An 18,811-nucleotide genomic window follows, 5' to 3' on the forward strand; every position below is an offset into this window, starting at 1 on the left:
CCCGGCCTCTCGCAGAACAAGGGCGTCGGCCACCACGACCCGCGCGAGTACATCCACGACCCCTTCGCACCCAGCTACGGCCCCGGTCACGGCTGTCGCTCGCGCTTCAGCCCTGTCAGCGGTTCCGTAAGGACGGAAGGCGTGGGAACTTTCCGGTGCGAAGGCCGCCGTCGGCCGGGCCACGGTCATCGCGGACGGCGGCTACCGGGGTACCGGCCTGTTCATCCCGCACCGCCGTGAACGCGGGCGGACCGAGCTGCCAGCTTGGAAGGAGGAGCGCAACGCCTCCCACCGCAAGGTGCGGGCCCGCCTCGAGCACGTCTTCGCGCATCGCTCGGCTGCACAACTTCGCCCTCACGGGATAACTCCGGCCCCATACGAGACCAGAAAGGTCGGAGGGAAGCGGCTCCCCACCTCTCCGGCTCGGAGAATGCTCAGTCGATACAAAACTCGTTGCCTTCGATGTCCAGCATCGGGATGCACGCATCATTGCCGTCATACAGTGTTCGCACGTGTACCGCGCCGAGCGGGACGAGTCGCGCACATTCGGCCTCGAGTGCGGCGAGGCGCGCTTCACCCACGAGACCGGTGCCGACCCGCACATCAAGATGCACGCGGTTCTTGACGGCCTTCCCTTCGGGGACGCGCTGGAAGTACAGTCGCGGGCCCACCCCTGAGGGATCTATGCAGGCGAACCATGAATCCCGCTGCTCAGGTGGCTGCGAACGAGTGAAATCGTCCCAAGTGGCATACCCCTCCGGCGGCGGCGGTACGACGTACCCCAACACCTCGCACCAGAAGCGAGCGAGGCGCTCAGGTTCTGCGCAGTCAAAGGTGACTTGAAACTTCTTGATCGCTGACATCGGCGCACCATAGCAGGGGGACTCCGCCGCTCATTTCGCCAGGCGGATCCACCCGCCACCCGTCGCGCCCTGGGCCACCTTGGACACCAAGTGATCAAACCGGACAATCGGCGAGACGGTCACGGTTGACTTCCTTCCCGGGCTTCAGCCCGGGAAGGAAGTCACAGATGCGTCCCATCTCATGATCACCGGCCTTGGGGTCGTACGGGTGCGCTCGGGTGCACCTCACGCTCAATGCGCGGCATGATCTCGGGCAGGTAGATCTTCTGGATGGCTTCTCCAGCATCGTGGGCTTCCCAGTGGCCCCGGCTTGCCCAGCGCTCGACCAGCACGAACCGGGCTGGGTGAACGGGTGCTGCTCGGCCGGTACTGGGAGGTCGGCGCTCAGGTGACGCTCTGTCTTCCCGCGCCTCTGCTGGTGCCGGGCGAGAACACTGTGACCCGGCTGGAGCTGGAGCGCTTCGGAGAACGGATCGAGCTGCGCGGCGAGGCGGAACTGGGTGGAGCCGAGGAGTACGCCGAGACCTTCTCCGTGTGAAGGGACTAGACCACTCCGGTCCGTGGCGCTAAGTTGCTCGAAACTGAATGGAACTCAGGCTTTTCAAGCATGTACGTGCATCGCTGATTGCCCTACAGGGAGTCCCCGTGCCATTGCGATTGAAGAGAAGTCCTGTGCCATCCCGCTGTCGCGCTCCGCGTCTGCTGGTCGCGGCGGTCCTCACGATCCTGGTTGGCCCGGCCGGTGTGCCGGCGGCAGCCGGTGCCGAGCAGGCCCCGCCCGCGGCGCCGGCCACCGCGCTCGTCCCGCGCCCGGTCGTCGTGGAACATGCGGCCGGTGAGGAGCCGTTCGTCCTGCGTCCCTCCCTCGCCGTCGTCGCACACGGCGAAGCGGCCCGCGTCGGTGAGCAACTCGCCGTAGAACTACGGAAAGCGACCGGATTCCGGGTACCGGTGCGCGGGCACGGCGGCAACGCCATCCATATCTCGGTGGACCCGGCGGCGAAGTACACCGTCGACGGCGCCGCACCCACCGCCGAGTCGTATGTCCTGGACGTGGACCGCCGTAGCGTGTCGATCACCGCGCGCACCGGCCACGGCGCGTTCAACGGCGTTCAGAGCCTGCGCCAGCTGCTGCCCGCGTGGGCGGAATCGCCGACCCGTGTCGTCACCAACTGGCGCATGCCCGCGACGCACATAGAGGACGCGCCACGCTTCTCCTACCGCGGTGTCATGCTCGACGTGGCCCGTTCGTTCCAGGACGTCGACGACGTCAAGCGCTACATCGATACGCTGTCCCGGCTGAAGATGAGCGTGCTGCACCTGCACCTCGCCGACGACCAGGGCTGGCGGGTCGAGATCACCAACGACGGCAAGGCCCCGGGTGATCCGATCGACTACGGCAGACTGCACCGCGAGTCGGGCGCGACCGCGATGAACCAGCAGGGCCACCGGGCCGAACTGGGCCGCACCGGCTACTACACGCAGCAGCAGTACCGTGACATCGTCGCCTACGCGAGGGAACGGTTCGTCACCGTCGTTCCCGAAGTCGACATCCCCGGGCACACCAACGCCGCCCTGCACGCGATTCCCCAGCTCAACACCAGCAGGTCCCTGCCCGCGTCCGACTCGGGAACCGGCGTCGTGGACTGGAACGGCACCGGCAACGTCGGCTATTCCGCACTCGACGAGCGCCACGACCTCACTTACACCTTCGTCGAGCATGTCTTCCGCCAGCTGGCCGAGATGACCGGCGGCCCGTACGTGCACGTCGGCGGCGACGAGTCCCACGCGATGGGCCACACCCGCTACGTCGACTTCGTCAACCGTGCGGTGCCCCGTATCAAGGCCGCGACGGGCGTGGGGACGATGGGCTGGACGGAGTACGCCGAGGCCGGACTCTCCCAGAAGCCCGGTTTCTGGAACGGCTCGGTCGTGCAGTACTGGGTCGGTTCCGGCGACTGGGTGCGCGACTTCGTCGCCAAGGGCGGCAAAGCCGTGGTGTCCGCCGCGGGCGGCGCCTACCTGGACCAGAAGTACACCAAGGACACCCCGATCGGCCTGACGTGGGCCTGCAGCGGCACCTGCGACTTCCAGCGCTACTACGGCTGGGACCCGACGACCACGGTGTCGGGCGGCATTCCCGAGGCGGCCGTGCTTGGCGTCGAGGGCCCGCTGTGGTCGGAGACGGTACGCGGCGGCGATCAGGCGCAGTTCCTCACGCTGCCACGAGCGGCTGCGATCCTGGAGACCGGCTGGACGCCCGCCGCGCACAAGGACGTCGCCGACTTCGCCGCTCGCCTCGCCCTGGTGGGCCCGCGCCTGACCGTGGCGGGTGCCAACTTCTACGAGAGCCCTGGTGCCCGGTGGGCCGCCACCGTCGCCGGTACCGACGCCGTCGCCCCGCGCGGAGTCACCGCCCGGCTCGGGCTGGGCCTCGTCGCCGCCCCCGGCACCAAGGCCTCCGACGACGGCACCCGGATCGTCCCCGACACTGTGGCGACCGACGGCGACCCCGCCTCGTCGAGCGCCCTGACCGAGCCCCTCACCGCGACCGCCAAGTGCGGTGACCGGGTACTGCCGGTGACGTTCACCCAGAGCCGGGCCCGGGACTCGCTCCACGGCGCAGGCCTCTACACCGCAGGCATCAAGGCCGCCTTCACCCAGGAGACGACCTGCCTGCTCACCCCGTCGGTGGGCGACCCGGTGTCCGTCCGCGTCCAGCCGAGCGACACACCCTCCGGCGCCGACCACGCTCCGGCCGCCCCGGCGCTCTCGGTACCGCTGGACGTCAAGGCCGGAACGTGGGTCCCGCTGAAGCTGACAGGTTTCGAGCCCGGCTACGTCGACATCCGCATCGACGACAGGACTCTCTACACGGTGCGCGCCGACGCGGACGGACGCTTCGCCCGCCACGGCGTCATCCCGGCTGCGACCTACGACGGCACGCACACCATCAGCGCCGTCCAGGGCGACCGCTCGGCACGCGCCACCGTGTCGGTCGAATCCGCCCTGCGCCCGCTGCCGGATCTGATCGACCAGTCCACGCTCCGCGTGCACGACGTCGACAGCCAGGAGACCGCCGGCGAGAACGGAGCCGCCACGAACGCCATCGACGGCGACCCGAACACCTTCTGGCACACCCAGTGGTACAGCGCCGCGCCCGGCTTCCCCCACCACATCACCCTGGACCTGGGGAAGACGTACGACGTCACGGGCCTGCAGTACACACAACGGCAGAACGCCCGCAACGGCAGGATCCAGGACTACCGGATCACGGTGTCCGCCGACGGCACCACCTGGACGGAGGTGGCCACCGGCTCCTTTACCGAGGCGCTCACCCCCCAGAACGTCGAGTTCGGCGCAACCCGCGGCCGGTACGTACGCCTGACAGGCCTCAACTCCCCGGCAGCCAACGCCTTCGCCGGCGGCGCGGAGATCAACGTCGGAGGCCGCCCCGCCTGAGACCGGTACACGTACGCGAGGCGCCCCGATGCCGGGCGGGTGAGAGGCCCGGCATCGGAGGCGGCGCCAGGACGAGGTTCCACCGAGAGGAGCGCGCGCACGATGGATCAGTCGAGAGTGAGCCGTCGGGGCTTTGTGGCCGCCAGCCTGTCCCTTCCCCTCCTGGCCGGAATGAGAACCCCTGCCTTCGCGGGCGCCGCCGAAGGGGCAGGCACAGGGCCGGCCACCCCGGAAGCGGCCCCGCCGACGGTCCTGCCTGCCGTGCAGCGATTCGAGGCCGGGGCGGTCGCAAAGGAACTCCTTCCGGCAACGCGCATCGTTCTGCACCCGTGTTCGGCACGCGATCTGCGGCCGGCAGCGCAGGTGCTCGCGGAGGAGTTGGTGGCAGAAGGACACCTGACGCGGGCTCCGCGGGTGGTCGTGTCCCGGAACTCCAGGCCGCACGACATCGTCCTGCGACTGGGCGAGGTGGACCAGGCCGAGCATGCGGAGGCGTACTCGATCGTCGCCGACAAGGCCGTCACGGTCACGTCCCCGACCGCCGTCGGTGTCTTCTGGGGCACCAGGACGCTGGTGCAGGTGCTGCGCAGTGGCCTGCCCGCCGGCAGGATCGTCGACTGGCCGGCCCTCAGCGAGCGGTCCCTGCTGCTTGACCTGGGCCGGAAGTACTTCACACCGGACTGGATCAAGGCTCTCATCCGCGAGATGTCGTTCCTGAAGATGAACGCGCTCCAGCTCCACATCTCCGAGGGGCTCGGTTTTCGAGTGGAGTGCGAGACGCATCCGGAGATCGTCTCGGCGGAGCACCTTACGAAAGCGGAGGTGCGGGAGATCCTGGCCTTCGCGCAGAAATATCACGTACATGTCAATGCCGACGTGGACACTCCAGGTCACATGGACCACATCCTGTCCTTCCACCCCGAGTACCAACTTGTACTTGCCAACGGCACCCGACACTCCGGCTTTCTGGACTTCAGCAAGCCGGACGCGCGGCGGCTCGTCCACGAGATCGTCAGCGAGATGTGTGATCTGTTCGACGGACCTGTCTTCCACCTCGGCGGCGACGAGTTCTTCCCGGCACCGTGGCAGGGGACGGGGCCGGATGTCGTCTCGGACCGGACGGCGCCGCAACTGGTGCAGTACGCACGGGACATGACCGGAAACAGTGAGGCCACCGCACACGACGGATACGAGTTCTACATGAACGAACTCGCCGACGTGGTCCGGTCGAAGGGCAAGACGGCACGCATGTTCAACGACGACGTCTATCCGGGCGAGGGCGTGAACCGCGTCGACCCGCGGACCCAGGTCGACGTCTGGATACGCTGGAACTCGGCAAAACCGAACGCCGGGCAATACGTCACTGCCGGGCATGAGGTCATCAATTCCAACGGCGACTACCTGTACTTCATTCTCACGTCGAATGGTCTCGGAACGGGCCCCTACAAGAATCCGCGGGGAATCTACGAGCGCTGGACCTCACGGACGTTCATGGGAGCCGCAGGTAGCGCGGGTGATTACCACCTGCCGGAGCACGCACCGGTCTTCGGCGCCCGTCTGTCCGTGTGGTGCGACTCACCCAGCTCCATGGGGCAGGACGAAGTGGCGCGATTGCTGCAGGAGTGGCTGCAGGTCTTCGCACAACAGACCTGGGGTTCCCCCAAGCCGGCCGAGACGCTCGAGGAATTCCGGGTCAAGGTCGTGGAACAGGTGGGAACGGCGCCTGCGGCCCGCATCCGTGACTGACGCGCACCCGGCTCGCCCCCGGGCCGTCGCGATCTCAGGGCGGCTGACCTCCGCGCCCGGGCGTGCCCGTCCGACTTCCGGCTGGGCGTCGCCTCTGGCGTTGCGCGCCTAGCGGTGCCGCCGAGCCCCGGTGCGGCCTCGGTGACGAAGCCCGCCTGCACGGCCCCGCCGCAGATCCTCGCCGGAGCATGCGTGATGGCAGAGGTGTCCGCCCGCAGCTCCGTCAGGACTCCTCATGTGTCGCAACTCCTCGGCGGGCAGGCACGCGTTCGTGTTTGACGTGTTTGGGACGTGTTGTTTCCTGGTCGAAGCCACTGGATCCGGGGAGCCTGCTCCATACGTTCATCGACGTCCGACACTCCGAGCCGCTCTCGCACGCCCGGCCTGCTCTCGTACGGGCCTCTCGGAAGAAGTCCCGCAGTCGCTCGCCCGATGGCCGCACTTACCTGGCGCGCCCATCACTGCCCGCCGCCGACCGCGGAGGGATGGCCGCGCCGAGCCGCACACCGCAAGCAAGCACCGCAATCGCTACTGCGTGAAACTCGCAGAAGGGACACCGATGACACACACCACGGGCACTCGGCGTACGAGTCGCCCTCCCTCTTCCAGAAGGCGCCGACGGAGCGCTGTACGCCGTCTGGCGCTGGGACTCGCGCTGGCGCTCGCGGCGCCGGCCGCGACGGCGTCGGCCACGACGGCGGCCAGAGGCGAGACCGCGCCACCGCCCCAGGCGCCGGTGGCCGCGCGGCAGGCGCCGTATTCGCCGGCAACGACGGCCGGTCACACCGTGACCTGGGACGCCGACTCCCTGAAGATCGACGGCAAGCGCCTCAACATCTGGTCCGGAGAGTTCCACTACTAGCGGCTGCCGAGCCCCGACCAGTGGCGGGACGTCCTGCAGAAGATGAAGGCCTCCGGGTTCCATGGTGAGTAGGCGGTCGATGTCGCGGATGCCGGTGAAGTCGTAGGAGCCCGGCTTGCTGGAGTGGTAGCCAGTCATCGCCCGCCCGGGGCCGTACATCAACGCCGAGGCCTCCATGGGAGGCCTGCCCCCATACACCACCAGCTACGGCGGCGCCTCGCGCACGTCCGACCCGCAGAACCTGGCCGCCGACCTGGAGTGGCTGAAGACCGTCAACCGCATCATCGCCCGCCACCAAATCACCGACGGCGGCGGCAGCGTGATCGCCTACCAGGTCGAGAACGAGCAGATCGACCACTCCGCCCAGATCCCACCCTCGGCAGCGCGACGACCGTCCCCTTCAGCGGCCTCGGCCGTTCCTGGGTCACCGGCCGGGTCACCACCGGCAACAACGCCGAGGTCTCCCAGGACCTCGACGGCAACGAGACGCTCGGTCACCAGCCCCAGACCCCGGCTGCCGGAGACCCGGCGTACCAGCACTTCAACTACACCTTCACGGACGCCTTCCGCACCAGCGGCGGCACCGATCTCACCACTGACCGGGACGCGGTCGTCACCCAGGCCTTCTACTACACCAACCGCATGCACGACCACCTCTACGGGCTCGGCTTCGACGAGGCGTCGGGCAACTTCCAGGAGGACAACCTCGGCAACGGCGGCGCCGGCGGCGACCGCGTCCAGGTCTACGTCGACTTCGACGCCAACGGGGACTCCGCCTGCAACGCCAACTTCGGCACCCCCGCCGACGGCCAGAACGGGACCATGCGGCTCTTCGTCGGACGCGCCTCCTGCGACAACCGCAACACACACCGAGCCATGAACGGCGACACCATCGCCCATGAGTACAGCCACGGCCTGTCCCACCGGCTCGTCGGCGGCGGCGAACTGGGCGACGGTGAGCAGACCGGCGCGCTCGGCGAGGGCTGGAGCGACGCGGTGGCCACCTCGCTGTGGAACGACCCGGTGTACGGCGAGTACAACAACGGCCAAGCCACCGGCGTACGCCGCGTCGCGTACAACAACAGCAACCTCACCTACGCCGACCTCTGCGACGGCAGCTGCGAGGTGCACGCCGACGGCGAGATCTGGGCCACCGCCATGTGGGACATGCGCACCGCGCTCGTCGGTGCGTACGGCTATGCCAGCGGGAAGCAGCGGCACGAGCAGTTGATGGTCGACGGCATGAAGCTGACGCCGTCCTCACCCGACTTCCTGGACGCCCGCGACGGCATCCTCGCCGCAGACCGGGCCAACCACGGCGGCGCCAACCAGTGCCTGCTGTGGGGCGTGTTCGCCCGCCGAGGCATGGGCGCGAGCGCCACCTCACCGAGCCAGAGCCAGGCCAATCCGGCGACCGACTACCCCGCGAGCTGCCGGCCTACCGCCGACGCGGGCGGGCCGTACTCCACCAAGGAGGGTGCCGACATACGACGCGACGCGAGCGGCTCCACCGTCCCCGGTGGCGGCGGCAGCTACAGCTGGGACTTCGACGGCGACGGCGCCTACGACGACGCTACCGGCGTCAGCCCGCTCTTCGACCGGGTCGGCCAGGACGGCACGTACACCGTAGGCCTGCGCGTCGGCAACGCCGCAGGGACCGACACCGACACGGCGACCGTGACCGTCACCAACGTGGCGCCCACGGTGACCTTCACCGTCCAGGGCCCGCGTGAGGAGGGCGGCAAGCTCACTGTCGCCGGCACAGTCACCGACCCGGGCTGGCTCGACCCGCTCACCGCCACCATCGACCCTGGCGACGGCAAGCCCGTCTCCCTGCCCGGACAACTGGAGAACAACCGCCCCGACGCCACCCTCACCTTCAGCCGCGAGCTCGTCTTCGGCGACAACGGCACCTTCACCGTGAAGGTCTGCGGCAGCGACGACGACACCACCACCTGTCGCGAGGCCACGATCACCGTCGCCAACGTCGACCCGACCGTCGCCATCGAGAAGACCGGTGCGGTGCCGCTCGCGGGCGGGCGGACACTCGTCGTTCACGCGGGCGAGGAGAAGAGGTACACCGCCCGGGTCACCGACCCCGGCAGCGATGACGAGACCATGAGCTGGGCATGGGGCGACGGGACACCGGCCACCACGACCACCTCGCTCGTCAACCCGCCGGACCCCGATCCCGTCCGCAGCCCCAGCGTCCAGCCGCGCGACCTGACGGACCCCCAGGCCCACACGTACACCAAGCCTTGCCTGTACGACCTGTCCTTCTCAGCACGCGACGACGACGGCGGTACGGGGGCCGACGGGATGCCCGTCATCGTCCAGGGCAATGCCCCGCTGTCGCTGCTCGCCGATGTCTGGTACGTCAAATACCTGACCGGCGACCTCACGGGGCTCGGCAAGAAGACGCTGGACTGCTATCTGAAGATCGTCCAGCATGCGAGCGCAGTGTTCTCCGAGAAGGTCGACGTGTCCACCCAGGACAAGGCCGCGGACGTCCTCTTCCTCAACCTGCTCCTGGACCCGAAGCGTTCCCTCGACCGCCAGCTGCTCGCCGCATGGCTCAACTTCGCCAATGGAGCGTTCGAGCCGTACGAACTCGTCGACACCGACAGCGACCTGAAGGCGGACACCCCCTTCCTGGAGGCCGTCCAGAACGCTGAGAAGGTTCGCCTCGACCCCAACGCCACCAGGCAGCAGCTCTCCGCCCAGGCGGCCATCCTCACCTGTATCAACATCCCGCTCGTATGACACGGATGATGCTCCTGCCGCGCGTCGCCGCCGCCCTGCTCCTCGGGGTGGCGGCGGCCGCCTGCACCAACAACCCCCCACCGGACCGCCAGGCCCCGCCCGCCCATACCGCCACCCCCACCCCGACCCCCACACCCGCGGCGACAAATGCCACCCCTGTGCCGCCCGCTCCGGCCGTCCTCACCCAGGACGACACGGGCCGCGCCGTCACCCTCCGCCTCGGCGACACCACCCAGCTGCGCCTCTCCGGCCGTTGGCGAGAAGCCACCCCCACCGTCGACGGCACGGCGATCGTCCTCGTACCGGTCGACTACGAGACCGATCCGGGCTTCCAAGCCTGGGCCATTCGCACCGCCGGACTGGGCGAGGCGGTGCTGCACACCATCGGACGGCCGGGCCTGCGGCCGCTGCGGATCACTTTCCAGATTCGGTGAGAATTCAGCCGACCCGATCAAGGGGGCTTGAGCAAGCCTGGTCAAGGCAGTGAGGGTTTCTCGTGCGCCCAACGGCGGCGGCGCCACACGGACGACTACGCCACCACCAGTGGTCCCGTCGTCGACAGCAGCCGTAGGAAGAGCGGGTAGTGCCGCCGCCATTCCTCCGGCAGAGGTTCCTGGCTGGCCAGCCCACGCAGCGTCCTACGCACGACTGGGAGGCGGGTGCTCGCCGGCGGCGGGCGTCCGCTCTTGTGTGCGGATCGTGCTGAGCGCTGTGCGGGGAGGGCGGTCAGTCGGAGGAGGGGTCCTGGTCGCAGGTGAGCGTGCGGGACTCTTTGAGCCCTGCGAGGATCCAGGCGCGGTCGTGGGCGATCCGCTTTTCGCCTGTGCTCCAGAGGTCGGGGCTGCTTGCGTGTCTGGGGATGGCGATGAGGACATGGGCACCGGGCCGAAGGCGGGGCGAGACGTCGTGGTCCATCAGGAAGGTGATCCGGGCGGGGCCCGTTCGGGGCTTGTAGCGGCGGTTGACGGCAAGTTCGATCCGGTCCTGTGTGGTGCCGGGCTCGGGGGCGACCTGGGTGACCGTGCCCTCGACTATCAGCCGGGCGCAGGCCACGTACCCGCCGGTGGTGACCTTGGCATCGGCGGTGCCACCGGTCGAACTCGTCCCGGCTTGGCCCACGGTGAGGAGCCACGTCAGCCCGAACACTGCGCAGACGACAAGGGCCGCCACAAGGCCGCCCGCCGCGACGGCCCGGCCGCGACGCGCCCGCCGGGGCGGCCTCGGCTGCTGCGGGTGTCCGGCCGCACCCCTGCCGGGGGGCTGCGCCGGCTCCTGGGCGGTGAGCGCGTTGGCGATGAAGGTGAGCTCTTGGCGGAGCGCGGTGAGGTCGGCGCGGGCCGCGCGGTACTCGGTCATGCGGTCGGCGTCGGAGTACGCCGAGCGGGGCATCGGTTCGTCCAGGATCGCGGCCATCAGCGGGTCCGCCTCGCCGTGGCCGTCGGCCCGCGTGTGTTCGGCGGTCACGTCATACCACCTCGTCCTCGTGCAGCCGTTCGCGCAGGGCGCGGACGGCGGTGTGCAGCCGGCTCTTGACCGTGCCTTCGGGGACGCCGAGCTGTTGGGCGATCACCCGGACGGGCAGGTCGGCGTAGAAGCGCAGGATGAGGACCTGGCGCTGGACCTCGGGCAGTTCGTCCAGGCCCTGGGCGACGGCGAGGGAGAGCAGCCGGGTGTCCTCGCCCGAGGGATTTTCCCCCTGCCGCAGCGAGGCCAGCCGCTCGCCGAGGCGTTCTTGGCGGTGCTTGGCGCGGTGCCAGTCCATGGCGAGGTTGGAGGCGACGACCGCGGCCCACGCGGAGACGTTGCGAGGCGCCTCCTGGCCGCTCGCTGCCCGCTCCAGCAGCCGCAGGCGGACCTGCTGTACTCCGTCTTGCAGGTCCGCCTGCGGCACTCCACCGAGTGCGAGTACCGCCCGCACTCGGTGTTCCTGGGCCGAGTCCAGCGGATCGTCAGCGCCGTGGTCCGTCTCCCGGCTGCGGCTCGTCCTTCTGCGTAGCAACACGCCCTCCCCTCCCGCATCTCCCATGCGTTTCCTCTACGACGCCGCAGCTGTGCGGAACGTTCGATGCGGGTGCGTACTCCACCCCGAAGTTGGCTGCAATGTATGGAAGATCAACCCCACCAGTTCCTGGAGAGGGCCGTGAGCAGTCAGCCCCGGACGATGTTTTGTGCTTGCGTTCCTTCTGGCCCGCCTCCGTTGTCCTGGGCGATGAAGCCATAACCCTTGCCGGCGCTGAACCACTTCACGGTGCCGCTGGCCATCCTGCTATTCCTGCGTTCATGCCCGGGAACAGCCCTTGAGCAGCCTGGGCCAGGGTCTCGGTGGCAGGGGGTGACTCCGTGCTCAGCGAATTCCGGGCCCGGCTGCTGCGAGGCCCGGACAACCAGATCCTGGACCTCTCTGCGAACTGCTGCACCCTGACCAGGGCAAGCCTCCACGGCGCCAGTGCGGGACGCCCACGAGTCGGGAAGAGATCCCGAAAATCGCTGTCGTTGGAGAGCGGACGCCGCAACACCACGCTTCTGCGCGGGGATACCTCCCGCTAGGCGTACCGCCCTCATCCCGCCCGGCGCCGTGCCGAGCAGCGACGCCCTGGCTGTGTCACTTCCTGTGGATGTCCTCGGCGATCTTCGACACGAGCATGTCCTGCGGGGACAGCAGTACCATCTGCGCACGCCGCCAGGTCACCACCGATCCAGTACCCCTGCGGGTGATCCGCAGCGGGCGCCTGCTTTCGTCGTCCTCGATCTCGCGAATGCGTACTCGTTCTGCCATCCGCAGAGCCTGGCGACACCGCGCCGCCTGGACCAGCATCCAACGGTGCGTCATGTCACAACAGGGGTATCGGCGCTCGTATCGCTATGCGTTGGGGTCACGGAGGCCAACTGCGTCATGCCGCCAGAACGGCTCTGCATAGACCAGCGTCCCCGTCATCCACGGCTCATACCCGGGGAGCCTGATGGCCTGGAAGGCACCGTCCGGGATGCGCAGGGATGGCTTTCGGAAGCCCAGGCCGCCACCGGGCGTGAAGCCGAAACGCGAGTAATAGCCCGGATCGCCCTCCAGGAAGACGAGGGGGACTGCTCGCTCGGCGAGGATCCCCAGTCCGTGTTGGACCAGAGCCGAGCCGATACCGCGCTTATGGAGCTCAGGCATCACGGCCAACGGGCTGAGGACTTGCACTTCAACCAGCCGCCGAGGGGCATCGAGCAGACTGCGGGTGAACATGACATGGCCGACGACCTGCCTGTCGTGCTCGGCGACCAGCGAGAGGCCGTCCTCGGGCGTGATGGTGTCCCGCAGGGTATCGACCAGATCGGCCACGACAAGGCCATGGTCACCGAACGCCTGCAGGTGAACATCCCGCACGGCCTGTCTGTCGCTCGGAAGTTCTTCGCGAAGATCCATGCTTGGAGGGTAAAGACTCTTCCGGGTGGCTCGCACACAGTCTTGGAGCCGGAAGGGTATGGCCAGTGACCGTTCAAGTGCGCACCGGACCAGCATTCGAATGAAGCATCTCGCTGCGAGGGGCCGAAGGTTCGCTGATGCGGCAGTAGGCCGTTATTCGGGTGTGCTGGACGCATTCCGGCGGCTGCGCGGTGCGTACCATGGCGTCGTCGGGCCCACCTCGTTCGTGCTGGCGAGGAAGGGGGACGCCGCGTCGGCCATTCGTACGGTGTCGGCCTCGGTGGTCGACGGGCCCATAAGGTGGCCAACCTGGGCAAGGTCAAGGCCGTCACCGACGGCACCGCATGGTACTCGTCCGTTGCCTGGACCCCATGAACCGCAACGTTCCCGCAATCACGGACTCCACGCTACGGGGGGAGGGGCAGTCAGGGCGGGTCTGCCCAACCTGCTCGACGCGCTTGCGGTCGACCGCCCAAACCGGGCATCCTGGCGATCTTCAACGTCATCCTGGGCGGCGTGCTGATCCCGGGCACCGCCCTGGCCCTGCCCCTGTACCTGATCTTCAGCCGCGTCGGCCTGGCCAACACCTACTGGGCCGTCCTGCTGCCCAGCGTCGTCAGCCCCTTCGGCGTGTACCTGTGCCGCATCTACGCGGCCGCCTCTGTCCCCGACGAACTCCTCGAAGCCGCACGCCTGGACGGAGCCGGAGAGTTCCGCATCTTCCGCGTCGTCGGCCTGCGGATCATGACGCCGGCCTTGGTGACCATCTTCCTGTTCCAGTTCGTCGGCGTCTGGAACAACTACTTCCTGCCGCTGATCATGCTCTCCGACCCGAAGCTGTACCCCATCACCCTGGGGCTCACCTCGTGGCAGTCCTTCGCCGACCGTCAACCCGACCTGTACCAGCTCACCGTCGGCGGAGCCTTCGTCTCCGTGGTCCCGCTCATGATCGCCATGGTCGTGCTCCAGAGGTTCTGGCGCGCCGGCCTGACCCAGGGGAGTGTCAAAGGATGACCCACCACGACGATTCCGGTACCACCCGCGCCGACCGCCTGCGCGCACGTCTCGGGCGCATCGCCTTCGGCGGCGACTACAACCCGGAGCAGTGGCCGGAGGACGTCTGGGCCGAGGACATGCGGCTCATGAAGGAGGCTGCGGTCTCCATGGTGAGCGTGGGCATCTTCTCGTGGGCCGAGGTCGAACCGCGTCCGGGGGAGTTCGACTTCTCGCGGTTCGACGGGATCATGGACAACCTGGCGGCCAACGGCATCGCCGCCTGCCTGGCGACGATGACGGCCTCCCCGCCGCCCTGGCTCTCCCACCAGTATCCGCAGTCGCTGCCCGTCCGGGCCGACGGTGCCCGCATCTGGCCTGGCGCCCGCCAGCAGTACTGCCCGTCCAGCCCGGTCTACCGCGAGTTCGCCGGACGCCTCGTCGACCGGATCGCGAGCCGCTACGCCGACCACCCCGCGCTCGCGCTGTGGCACGTCGGCAACGAGTACGGCTGCCACATCTCCGCCTGCTACTGCGACGTGTCGGCGACCGAGTTCAGGCGCTGGCTGCGCGAGCGGTACGGCGACCTCGAGACACTCAACGACGCCTGGTCCACGAGCTTCTGGTCGCAGCGGTACGGCGACTGGGACGAGATCCAGCCCCCGCGCCTGGTCTCCGGCCTCGGCAACCCCGCGCAGCGCATCGACTTCGCCCGGTTCAGCTCCGACGCCATGCTGGACTGCTTCCTGACGGAGAAGGAGATCCTCCGCCGCATCACTCCCAAGGTCCCCGTCACCACCAACTTCCTGTCCGTATGGAAACCGGTGGACTACTTCCGCTGGGCCGAACACCAGGACGTCATCAGCCACGACTCCTACCCCGACCCGCACCGCCCACGCGCCCACGTCGAGGCCGCGTTCACCTACGACCTCATGCGCTCGCTGGGACACGGCCGGCCCTGGCTGCTCATGGAGCAGGCCCCCAGCGCGGTCAACTGGCGCGAGCGCAACGGCCCCAAGGCACCGGGCCTGATGCGCCTGTGGAGCTGGCAGGCGATCGCCCAGGGAGCCGACTCCGTCATGTACTTCCAGTGGCGCCAGTCCCGCGGAGGCGCGGAGAAGTACCACTCCGCGATGGTGCCGCACGGCGGGAGCAGGACGCGGACCTTCCGCGAGATCCGGACGCTCGGGAACGAGCTGGCGGGCCTTCCGGAACTGGCCGGCTCGACGGTCGGGGCCAACGCCGCACTCGTCATGGACTGGGCGAGCTGGTGGGGGCTCGAGCTCGACTCGCACCCGTCGTCGGGCCTGCGGCAGATGGACGCGAACCTCGCGCACTACTGGCCGCTGTTCGATGCGAACGTCACCTGCGACGTGGTCCATCCGACCTGGGACCTGTCGGCGTACCGACTGGTCGTCGTCCCCAACCTCTACATGATCGACGACGAGGCGACCCGCAACCTGGCCGAGTACGTCAGGGCCGGCGGGCATCTGGTGGTCTCGTTCTTCTCCGGAATCGTCGACGAGTGCGACCGCGTCCACCTCGGCGGGTACCCTGCTCCCCTGCGCGAAATGCTGGGCCTGCGGATCGAGGAGTTCTGGCCCCTGCCCGAGGACGGCAGCGTCGACCTCTCCTTCACCAACGCGCCCGGAGGAGCCCCCCGCACCGGCACCACCGGACGCCTGTGGTCGGAGGACATCCACCTCGAGGGCGCTCAGACGGTGGCGACCTTCGCCTCCACCGAGCTCGCCGGCCGGCCCACGGTGACGCGCCACGGGTTCGGCGAGGGTGTCGCCTGGTACCTCGGCACCCGCCTGGACCCGGCGGCGACGCGGGCGCTGTTCGACCGGATCCGCCAGGAGGCCGGCGTCGACCCGGTGCTGCCCGGCCTCCCGGAAGGGGTGCAGGCAGTGGTGCGCCACGGCAACAGGACCCGGTACCTCGTCCTGCTCAACCATTCCGGCTCCGAAACTCGCGTCCAGCTGCCCCGCCCGGCCCGTGACCTGCTGTCCGGCGGCTCGCCCAGCAGCGTCGTCGACCTGGGACCGGCCGGCGTGGCCGTCCTGGCCGACGCATAACAGCCTGCGCATCCACCCGCCGCAGGCGGCCTTCGACGCGACCGGCCTTAGGTCCCCGCGACCCAGGGCACGCCGTGCCGCGCCGTTTCCGACGGACCTTCTCACCCAAGGGAGTACACGGATGGCAAGTCGCTCGGAACGCTCCTCCCCGGCCGCCCGCCCCTCCGGCGTGTCCCGCCGTGCCGTCATGGCCACGGCCGTCGGCGCGGCCACTGCGGTCGCCCTGCCCGTCTGGCCGGACACGGCGGCGTACGCGGCCGGCACCGCCACCGCGGACGCGCCGGTGCTGGAGACCCACCCGGCCACCGAGCCCTCCGGCACGCATGTGCGCGCGGTCGGCGGCACCAACGTCGTCTTCCAGTACGGCGTCGTACTCCCCGCCCTCGACGGCTGGCGCATCCGCGAGCCCACCCGCGACTACCTGCCGCTCGATGGTCGGTGGCGCTTCCGGTTCGACCCGGACAACGTCGGGTCCGGCCAGGAATGGCAGTCTCCGGACCTCGACGACAGTGCGTGGGGCCGCGTCCCAGTGCCCGGGGCCTGGGACCTCCTCGACACCCACGGCTTCGCCTCGGAGCAGGGCGATGCGTTCGGCCGCGGCACCGCGTTCGACGACGGATACGCCTGGTACAGGACCGCCGTCCACGTGCCCGCCTCGTGGCGCGGACGGCACGTGCGCCTGAACTTCCTGGCCGTCGGATACAGCGCCGACGTCTGGCTGGACGGCGTCCACCTCGGTCGGCACGAGGGCGCCAACTCGCCCTTCTCGCTTCCGGTGCCGTCGGCCCTGCGCCCGGGCGCGCGGCAGACCATCGTGGTCCGAGTCTTCCGCCGGGCAAGCTACACGCAGTACACGGGAACGGGCGCCCAGCCGGTGACCGACTCCTACGAGATCCCCTACAAGCCCGTGGACTACTGGCCCTACGCGGGCATCACCCGGTCGGCCTGGCTCGAGGCCGTGCCCGAGGTCACCATCGCCAAGCTGCTGGCCGTCGGCGTCGGGGGGACGTTCCAGGCGAGAGTCGTGCTGGAAAACCACGGCACAACCGACTACGAGGGACACCTTACGGTGGATCCGGGCCGCGGCAGCGGAGCGCGGGCCGTCACCGTCACCACCCGGATCCCCGCCGGATCGGTCAGCGTCGTACCGGTGTCGATACCGGTACCCGACGCTCCGCGATGGAGCCCGGGATCCCCTCGTCTGCTCACCGCACGCGCCGGCCTGACCACCACGGAACCCGGCGGCCGTGGCCGCCGCACGGACACCCTGTCGACCAACTACGGCGTGCGCGACCTGTCGGTCGGACAGGCGCAGCTGCGGCTGGACGGCAAGCCGCTGTTCCTGAAGGGCACCAACTGGCACGAGGAGACCGCTGCCCACGGACGCGCGATAACACCGCGCGAGTACGACACCGAGTTGGGGCACCTGCTCGACCTGGGCGCCAACTTCATGCGCAACTGCGTCTACAACCGGCACCCGTACGTCTACGACTGGGCCGACCGGCACGGCGTCATGGTGATGGACGACAACGACACCATGTGGCTGAACACCGCGCAGGAGAAGCTCCAGACCGAGACGTACGGCCTTGCCCGCGCCCTTGCGCTGACCATGGCCTGGACCCAGCACAACCACCCGTCGGTGATCCTTTGGGGCCTGCAGAACGAGTCGGAGATCGATCCTGGCGGCGCACCTGTCTACCGGGGCTGGCTCGCCGACCTCAAGGCGGCCGTGCGCTCGGTCGACCTCACGGCCCGACCGGTCACGTGGGCGTCCAGCACCAGCAACGATCCAGCCTTCGACCTCGCGGACGTCATCGGCTTCAACGAGTACTTCGGATACTTCTACGGCAAGGACGCCGACCTCGGCACGACACTCGACGCGATTCATGCCAAGTACCCCGACAAGCCGATCCTGATCACCGAGAACGGCACCTGGTCCGAGGCCGGCAGGCGCGGCCCGGAGACCACCCCGGGAACCGAGGAATGGCAGGCGGCCTCCTTCCGGACGCACTGGGACCAGACGGCCCGGCGCTCCGCTTTCGTGGCTGGCTACACCTTCTGGGTGCTCAAGGACTACAAGGAACGGGCCGGTTACAACCAGGATCACAACGGCATCTCGGTGATGGGCATGTTGACCTTCGCCGAGGAGCGGCCCAAACTCGCTTCCCGGGCCTTCCAGCAGGCCGTCAACCCGAGGAATGTGTGACCGTGAACGCCTGACCGTTGCCGGGGCCCGACCGCGCCCGGCCGATCGGGCGCAGTTCCACTTTCGCGCCGGTGCTCCACGGCGATCCCCACCGGGTGCCCACCTCGATCGGCTCGGGCTCGGCGTCGAGACCCTCGGCGCCCGGCACGGTTCGCCGAGCGCGTGCCACACCGCCACCCTACGCTGCGTCGAGCACCCGCCGAACACACCTTCCCCGCGTGGTGTCTGGAGACAGGACCCCTGCGGAACGGTGCGATCGGCTTCAGTTGCGGTGTGCCGGTAGTACCTGCAGGGTGTCGCCGACCGGGCGCTCACCGGTCGCGTCGGAGGTGATTGTTGACGAGCCGTCCGTCCACCGCCATCGCGGAGGAGCCGCCGCCGTCCAGGTTGAGCGCCTGCACCGCGCCCAGGGAGCGCATGAAGTGCGCG

At 69.0% G+C, this 18,811-nt stretch carries 13 protein-coding genes and 5 pseudogenes; 11 read left to right on the forward strand and 7 right to left on the reverse strand.

Features of this window, described 5'->3' with window-relative positions:
• Positions 1 to 136: 136 nt before the first annotated feature.
• Positions 137 to 328, forward strand: a pseudogene (locus ACWEK3_RS39620) (IS5/IS1182 family transposase); the annotation flags it as partial.
• Between the two features lie 106 nt (positions 329 to 434).
• Here the strand turns inward: ACWEK3_RS39620 and ACWEK3_RS39625 are convergent.
• Positions 435 to 863: a VOC family protein gene (locus ACWEK3_RS39625; RefSeq protein ID WP_384440680.1), complete on the reverse strand. Its 429-nt coding sequence runs from the start codon at positions 861 to 863 to the stop codon at positions 435 to 437.
• A gap of 352 nt (positions 864 to 1,215) precedes the next feature.
• Between ACWEK3_RS39625 and ACWEK3_RS39630 the strand changes: the two genes are divergently transcribed.
• The 7 genes and pseudogenes from ACWEK3_RS39630 to ACWEK3_RS39660 all read left to right on the forward strand — a co-directional run bounded on the left by ACWEK3_RS39630 (position 1,216) and on the right by ACWEK3_RS39660 (position 10,130).
• The gene (locus tag ACWEK3_RS39630) at positions 1,216 to 1,401 is read left to right on the forward strand and encodes a hypothetical protein (protein ID WP_453251979.1); all 186 of its coding nucleotides are present in this window, start codon (positions 1,216 to 1,218) and stop codon (positions 1,399 to 1,401) included.
• Positions 1,402 to 1,535: 134 nt separating this feature from the next.
• Positions 1,536 to 4,325, forward strand: coding sequence for a family 20 glycosylhydrolase (locus ACWEK3_RS39635; protein WP_453251980.1), 2,790 nt, complete (start codon positions 1,536 to 1,538; stop codon positions 4,323 to 4,325).
• Positions 4,326 to 4,496: 171 nt separating this feature from the next.
• A complete protein-coding gene (locus ACWEK3_RS39640; protein WP_453251981.1) occupies positions 4,497 to 6,071 on the forward strand; it encodes a family 20 glycosylhydrolase in 1,575 nt (524 codons plus the stop codon).
• Positions 6,072 to 6,630: 559 nt separating this feature from the next.
• Positions 6,631 to 6,933, forward strand: a complete 303-nt coding sequence (locus ACWEK3_RS39645) for a hypothetical protein (protein WP_450547176.1) — start codon at positions 6,631 to 6,633, stop codon at positions 6,931 to 6,933.
• A gap of 175 nt (positions 6,934 to 7,108) precedes the next feature.
• Positions 7,109 to 7,222 (forward strand): annotated as a pseudogene (locus ACWEK3_RS39650) (hypothetical protein); the annotation flags it as partial.
• Positions 7,192 to 9,696, forward strand: a complete 2,505-nt coding sequence (locus ACWEK3_RS39655; RefSeq protein ID WP_453251982.1) for a M36 family metallopeptidase — start codon at positions 7,192 to 7,194, stop codon at positions 9,694 to 9,696. The pseudogene ACWEK3_RS39650 and the gene ACWEK3_RS39655, both read left to right, overlap by 31 nt.
• Positions 9,693 to 10,130 (forward strand): hypothetical protein, encoded by a 438-nt coding sequence (locus ACWEK3_RS39660; RefSeq protein WP_450547174.1) that lies wholly within the window; start codon positions 9,693 to 9,695, stop codon positions 10,128 to 10,130. Before ACWEK3_RS39655 ends, ACWEK3_RS39660 begins: the two co-directional genes overlap by 4 nt.
• A 292-nt stretch (positions 10,131 to 10,422) precedes the next feature.
• Here ACWEK3_RS39660 and ACWEK3_RS39665 read toward each other — a convergent pair whose 3' ends face one another.
• From ACWEK3_RS39665 to ACWEK3_RS39685, 5 genes and pseudogenes are all read right to left on the reverse strand, one after another.
• On the reverse strand, positions 10,423 to 11,160 hold the full coding sequence (locus tag ACWEK3_RS39665) for a hypothetical protein (protein ID WP_453251983.1): 738 nt from the start codon (positions 11,158 to 11,160) through the stop codon (positions 10,423 to 10,425).
• A 1-nt stretch (position 11,161) separates the two neighbouring features.
• Positions 11,162 to 11,698 carry an RNA polymerase sigma factor gene (locus ACWEK3_RS39670; protein WP_450547180.1) on the reverse strand — a complete coding sequence of 179 codons (537 nt, stop codon included), beginning with the start codon at positions 11,696 to 11,698 and terminating at the stop codon, positions 11,162 to 11,164.
• 179 nt (positions 11,699 to 11,877) lie between these two features.
• Positions 11,878 to 11,958: pseudogene (locus ACWEK3_RS39675) on the reverse strand (cold-shock protein); the annotation flags it as partial.
• 358 nt (positions 11,959 to 12,316) lie between these two features.
• Positions 12,317 to 12,472: pseudogene (locus ACWEK3_RS39680) on the reverse strand (IS630 family transposase); the annotation flags it as partial.
• An 84-nt stretch (positions 12,473 to 12,556) separates the two neighbouring features.
• Positions 12,557 to 13,105, reverse strand: coding sequence for a GNAT family N-acetyltransferase (locus ACWEK3_RS39685; RefSeq protein WP_450547171.1), 549 nt, complete (start codon positions 13,103 to 13,105; stop codon positions 12,557 to 12,559).
• 492 nt (positions 13,106 to 13,597) lie between these two features.
• Here ACWEK3_RS39685 and ACWEK3_RS39690 point away from each other — a divergent pair.
• The 3 genes and pseudogenes from ACWEK3_RS39690 to ACWEK3_RS39700 all read left to right on the forward strand — a co-directional run.
• A pseudogene (locus ACWEK3_RS39690) lies at positions 13,598 to 14,119 on the forward strand (carbohydrate ABC transporter permease); the annotation flags it as partial.
• Positions 14,116 to 16,176: a beta-galactosidase gene (locus tag ACWEK3_RS39695; protein ID WP_453251984.1), complete on the forward strand. Its 2,061-nt coding sequence runs from the start codon at positions 14,116 to 14,118 to the stop codon at positions 16,174 to 16,176. The pseudogene ACWEK3_RS39690 and the gene ACWEK3_RS39695, both read left to right, overlap by 4 nt.
• 121 nt (positions 16,177 to 16,297) lie before the next feature.
• Positions 16,298 to 18,382, forward strand: a complete 2,085-nt coding sequence (locus ACWEK3_RS39700) for a glycoside hydrolase family 2 protein (RefSeq protein WP_453251985.1) — start codon at positions 16,298 to 16,300, stop codon at positions 18,380 to 18,382.
• A 311-nt stretch (positions 18,383 to 18,693) separates the two neighbouring features.
• On the opposite strand, the gene ACWEK3_RS39705 is transcribed toward ACWEK3_RS39700, so the two are convergent.
• Positions 18,694 to 18,801, reverse strand: coding sequence for a phosphodiester glycosidase family protein (locus tag ACWEK3_RS39705; protein ID WP_453251986.1), 108 nt, complete (start codon positions 18,799 to 18,801; stop codon positions 18,694 to 18,696).
• Positions 18,802 to 18,811 lie beyond the last annotated feature (10 nt).

The sequence above is a fragment of the Streptomyces sp. NPDC004721 genome, assembly GCF_053601495.1.

Coding starts and splice junctions, on each gene's coding strand:
- ACWEK3_RS39625 (WP_384440680.1), bottom strand. CDS start 863: ATGTCAGCGATCAAGAAGTTTCAAGTCACCTTTGACTGCGCAGAACCT.
- ACWEK3_RS39640 (WP_453251981.1), top strand. CDS start 4,497: ATGAGAACCCCTGCCTTCGCGGGCGCCGCCGAAGGGGCAGGCACAGGG.
- ACWEK3_RS39645 (WP_450547176.1), top strand. CDS start 6,631: ATGACACACACCACGGGCACTCGGCGTACGAGTCGCCCTCCCTCTTCC.
- ACWEK3_RS39660 (WP_450547174.1), top strand. CDS start 9,693: ATGACACGGATGATGCTCCTGCCGCGCGTCGCCGCCGCCCTGCTCCTC.
- ACWEK3_RS39685 (WP_450547171.1), bottom strand. CDS start 13,105: ATGGATCTTCGCGAAGAACTTCCGAGCGACAGACAGGCCGTGCGGGAT.
- ACWEK3_RS39695 (WP_453251984.1), top strand. CDS start 14,116: ATGACCCACCACGACGATTCCGGTACCACCCGCGCCGACCGCCTGCGC.
- ACWEK3_RS39700 (WP_453251985.1), top strand. CDS start 16,298: ATGGCAAGTCGCTCGGAACGCTCCTCCCCGGCCGCCCGCCCCTCCGGC.
- ACWEK3_RS39705 (WP_453251986.1), bottom strand. CDS start 18,801: ATGCGCTCCCTGGGCGCGGTGCAGGCGCTCAACCTGGACGGCGGCGGC.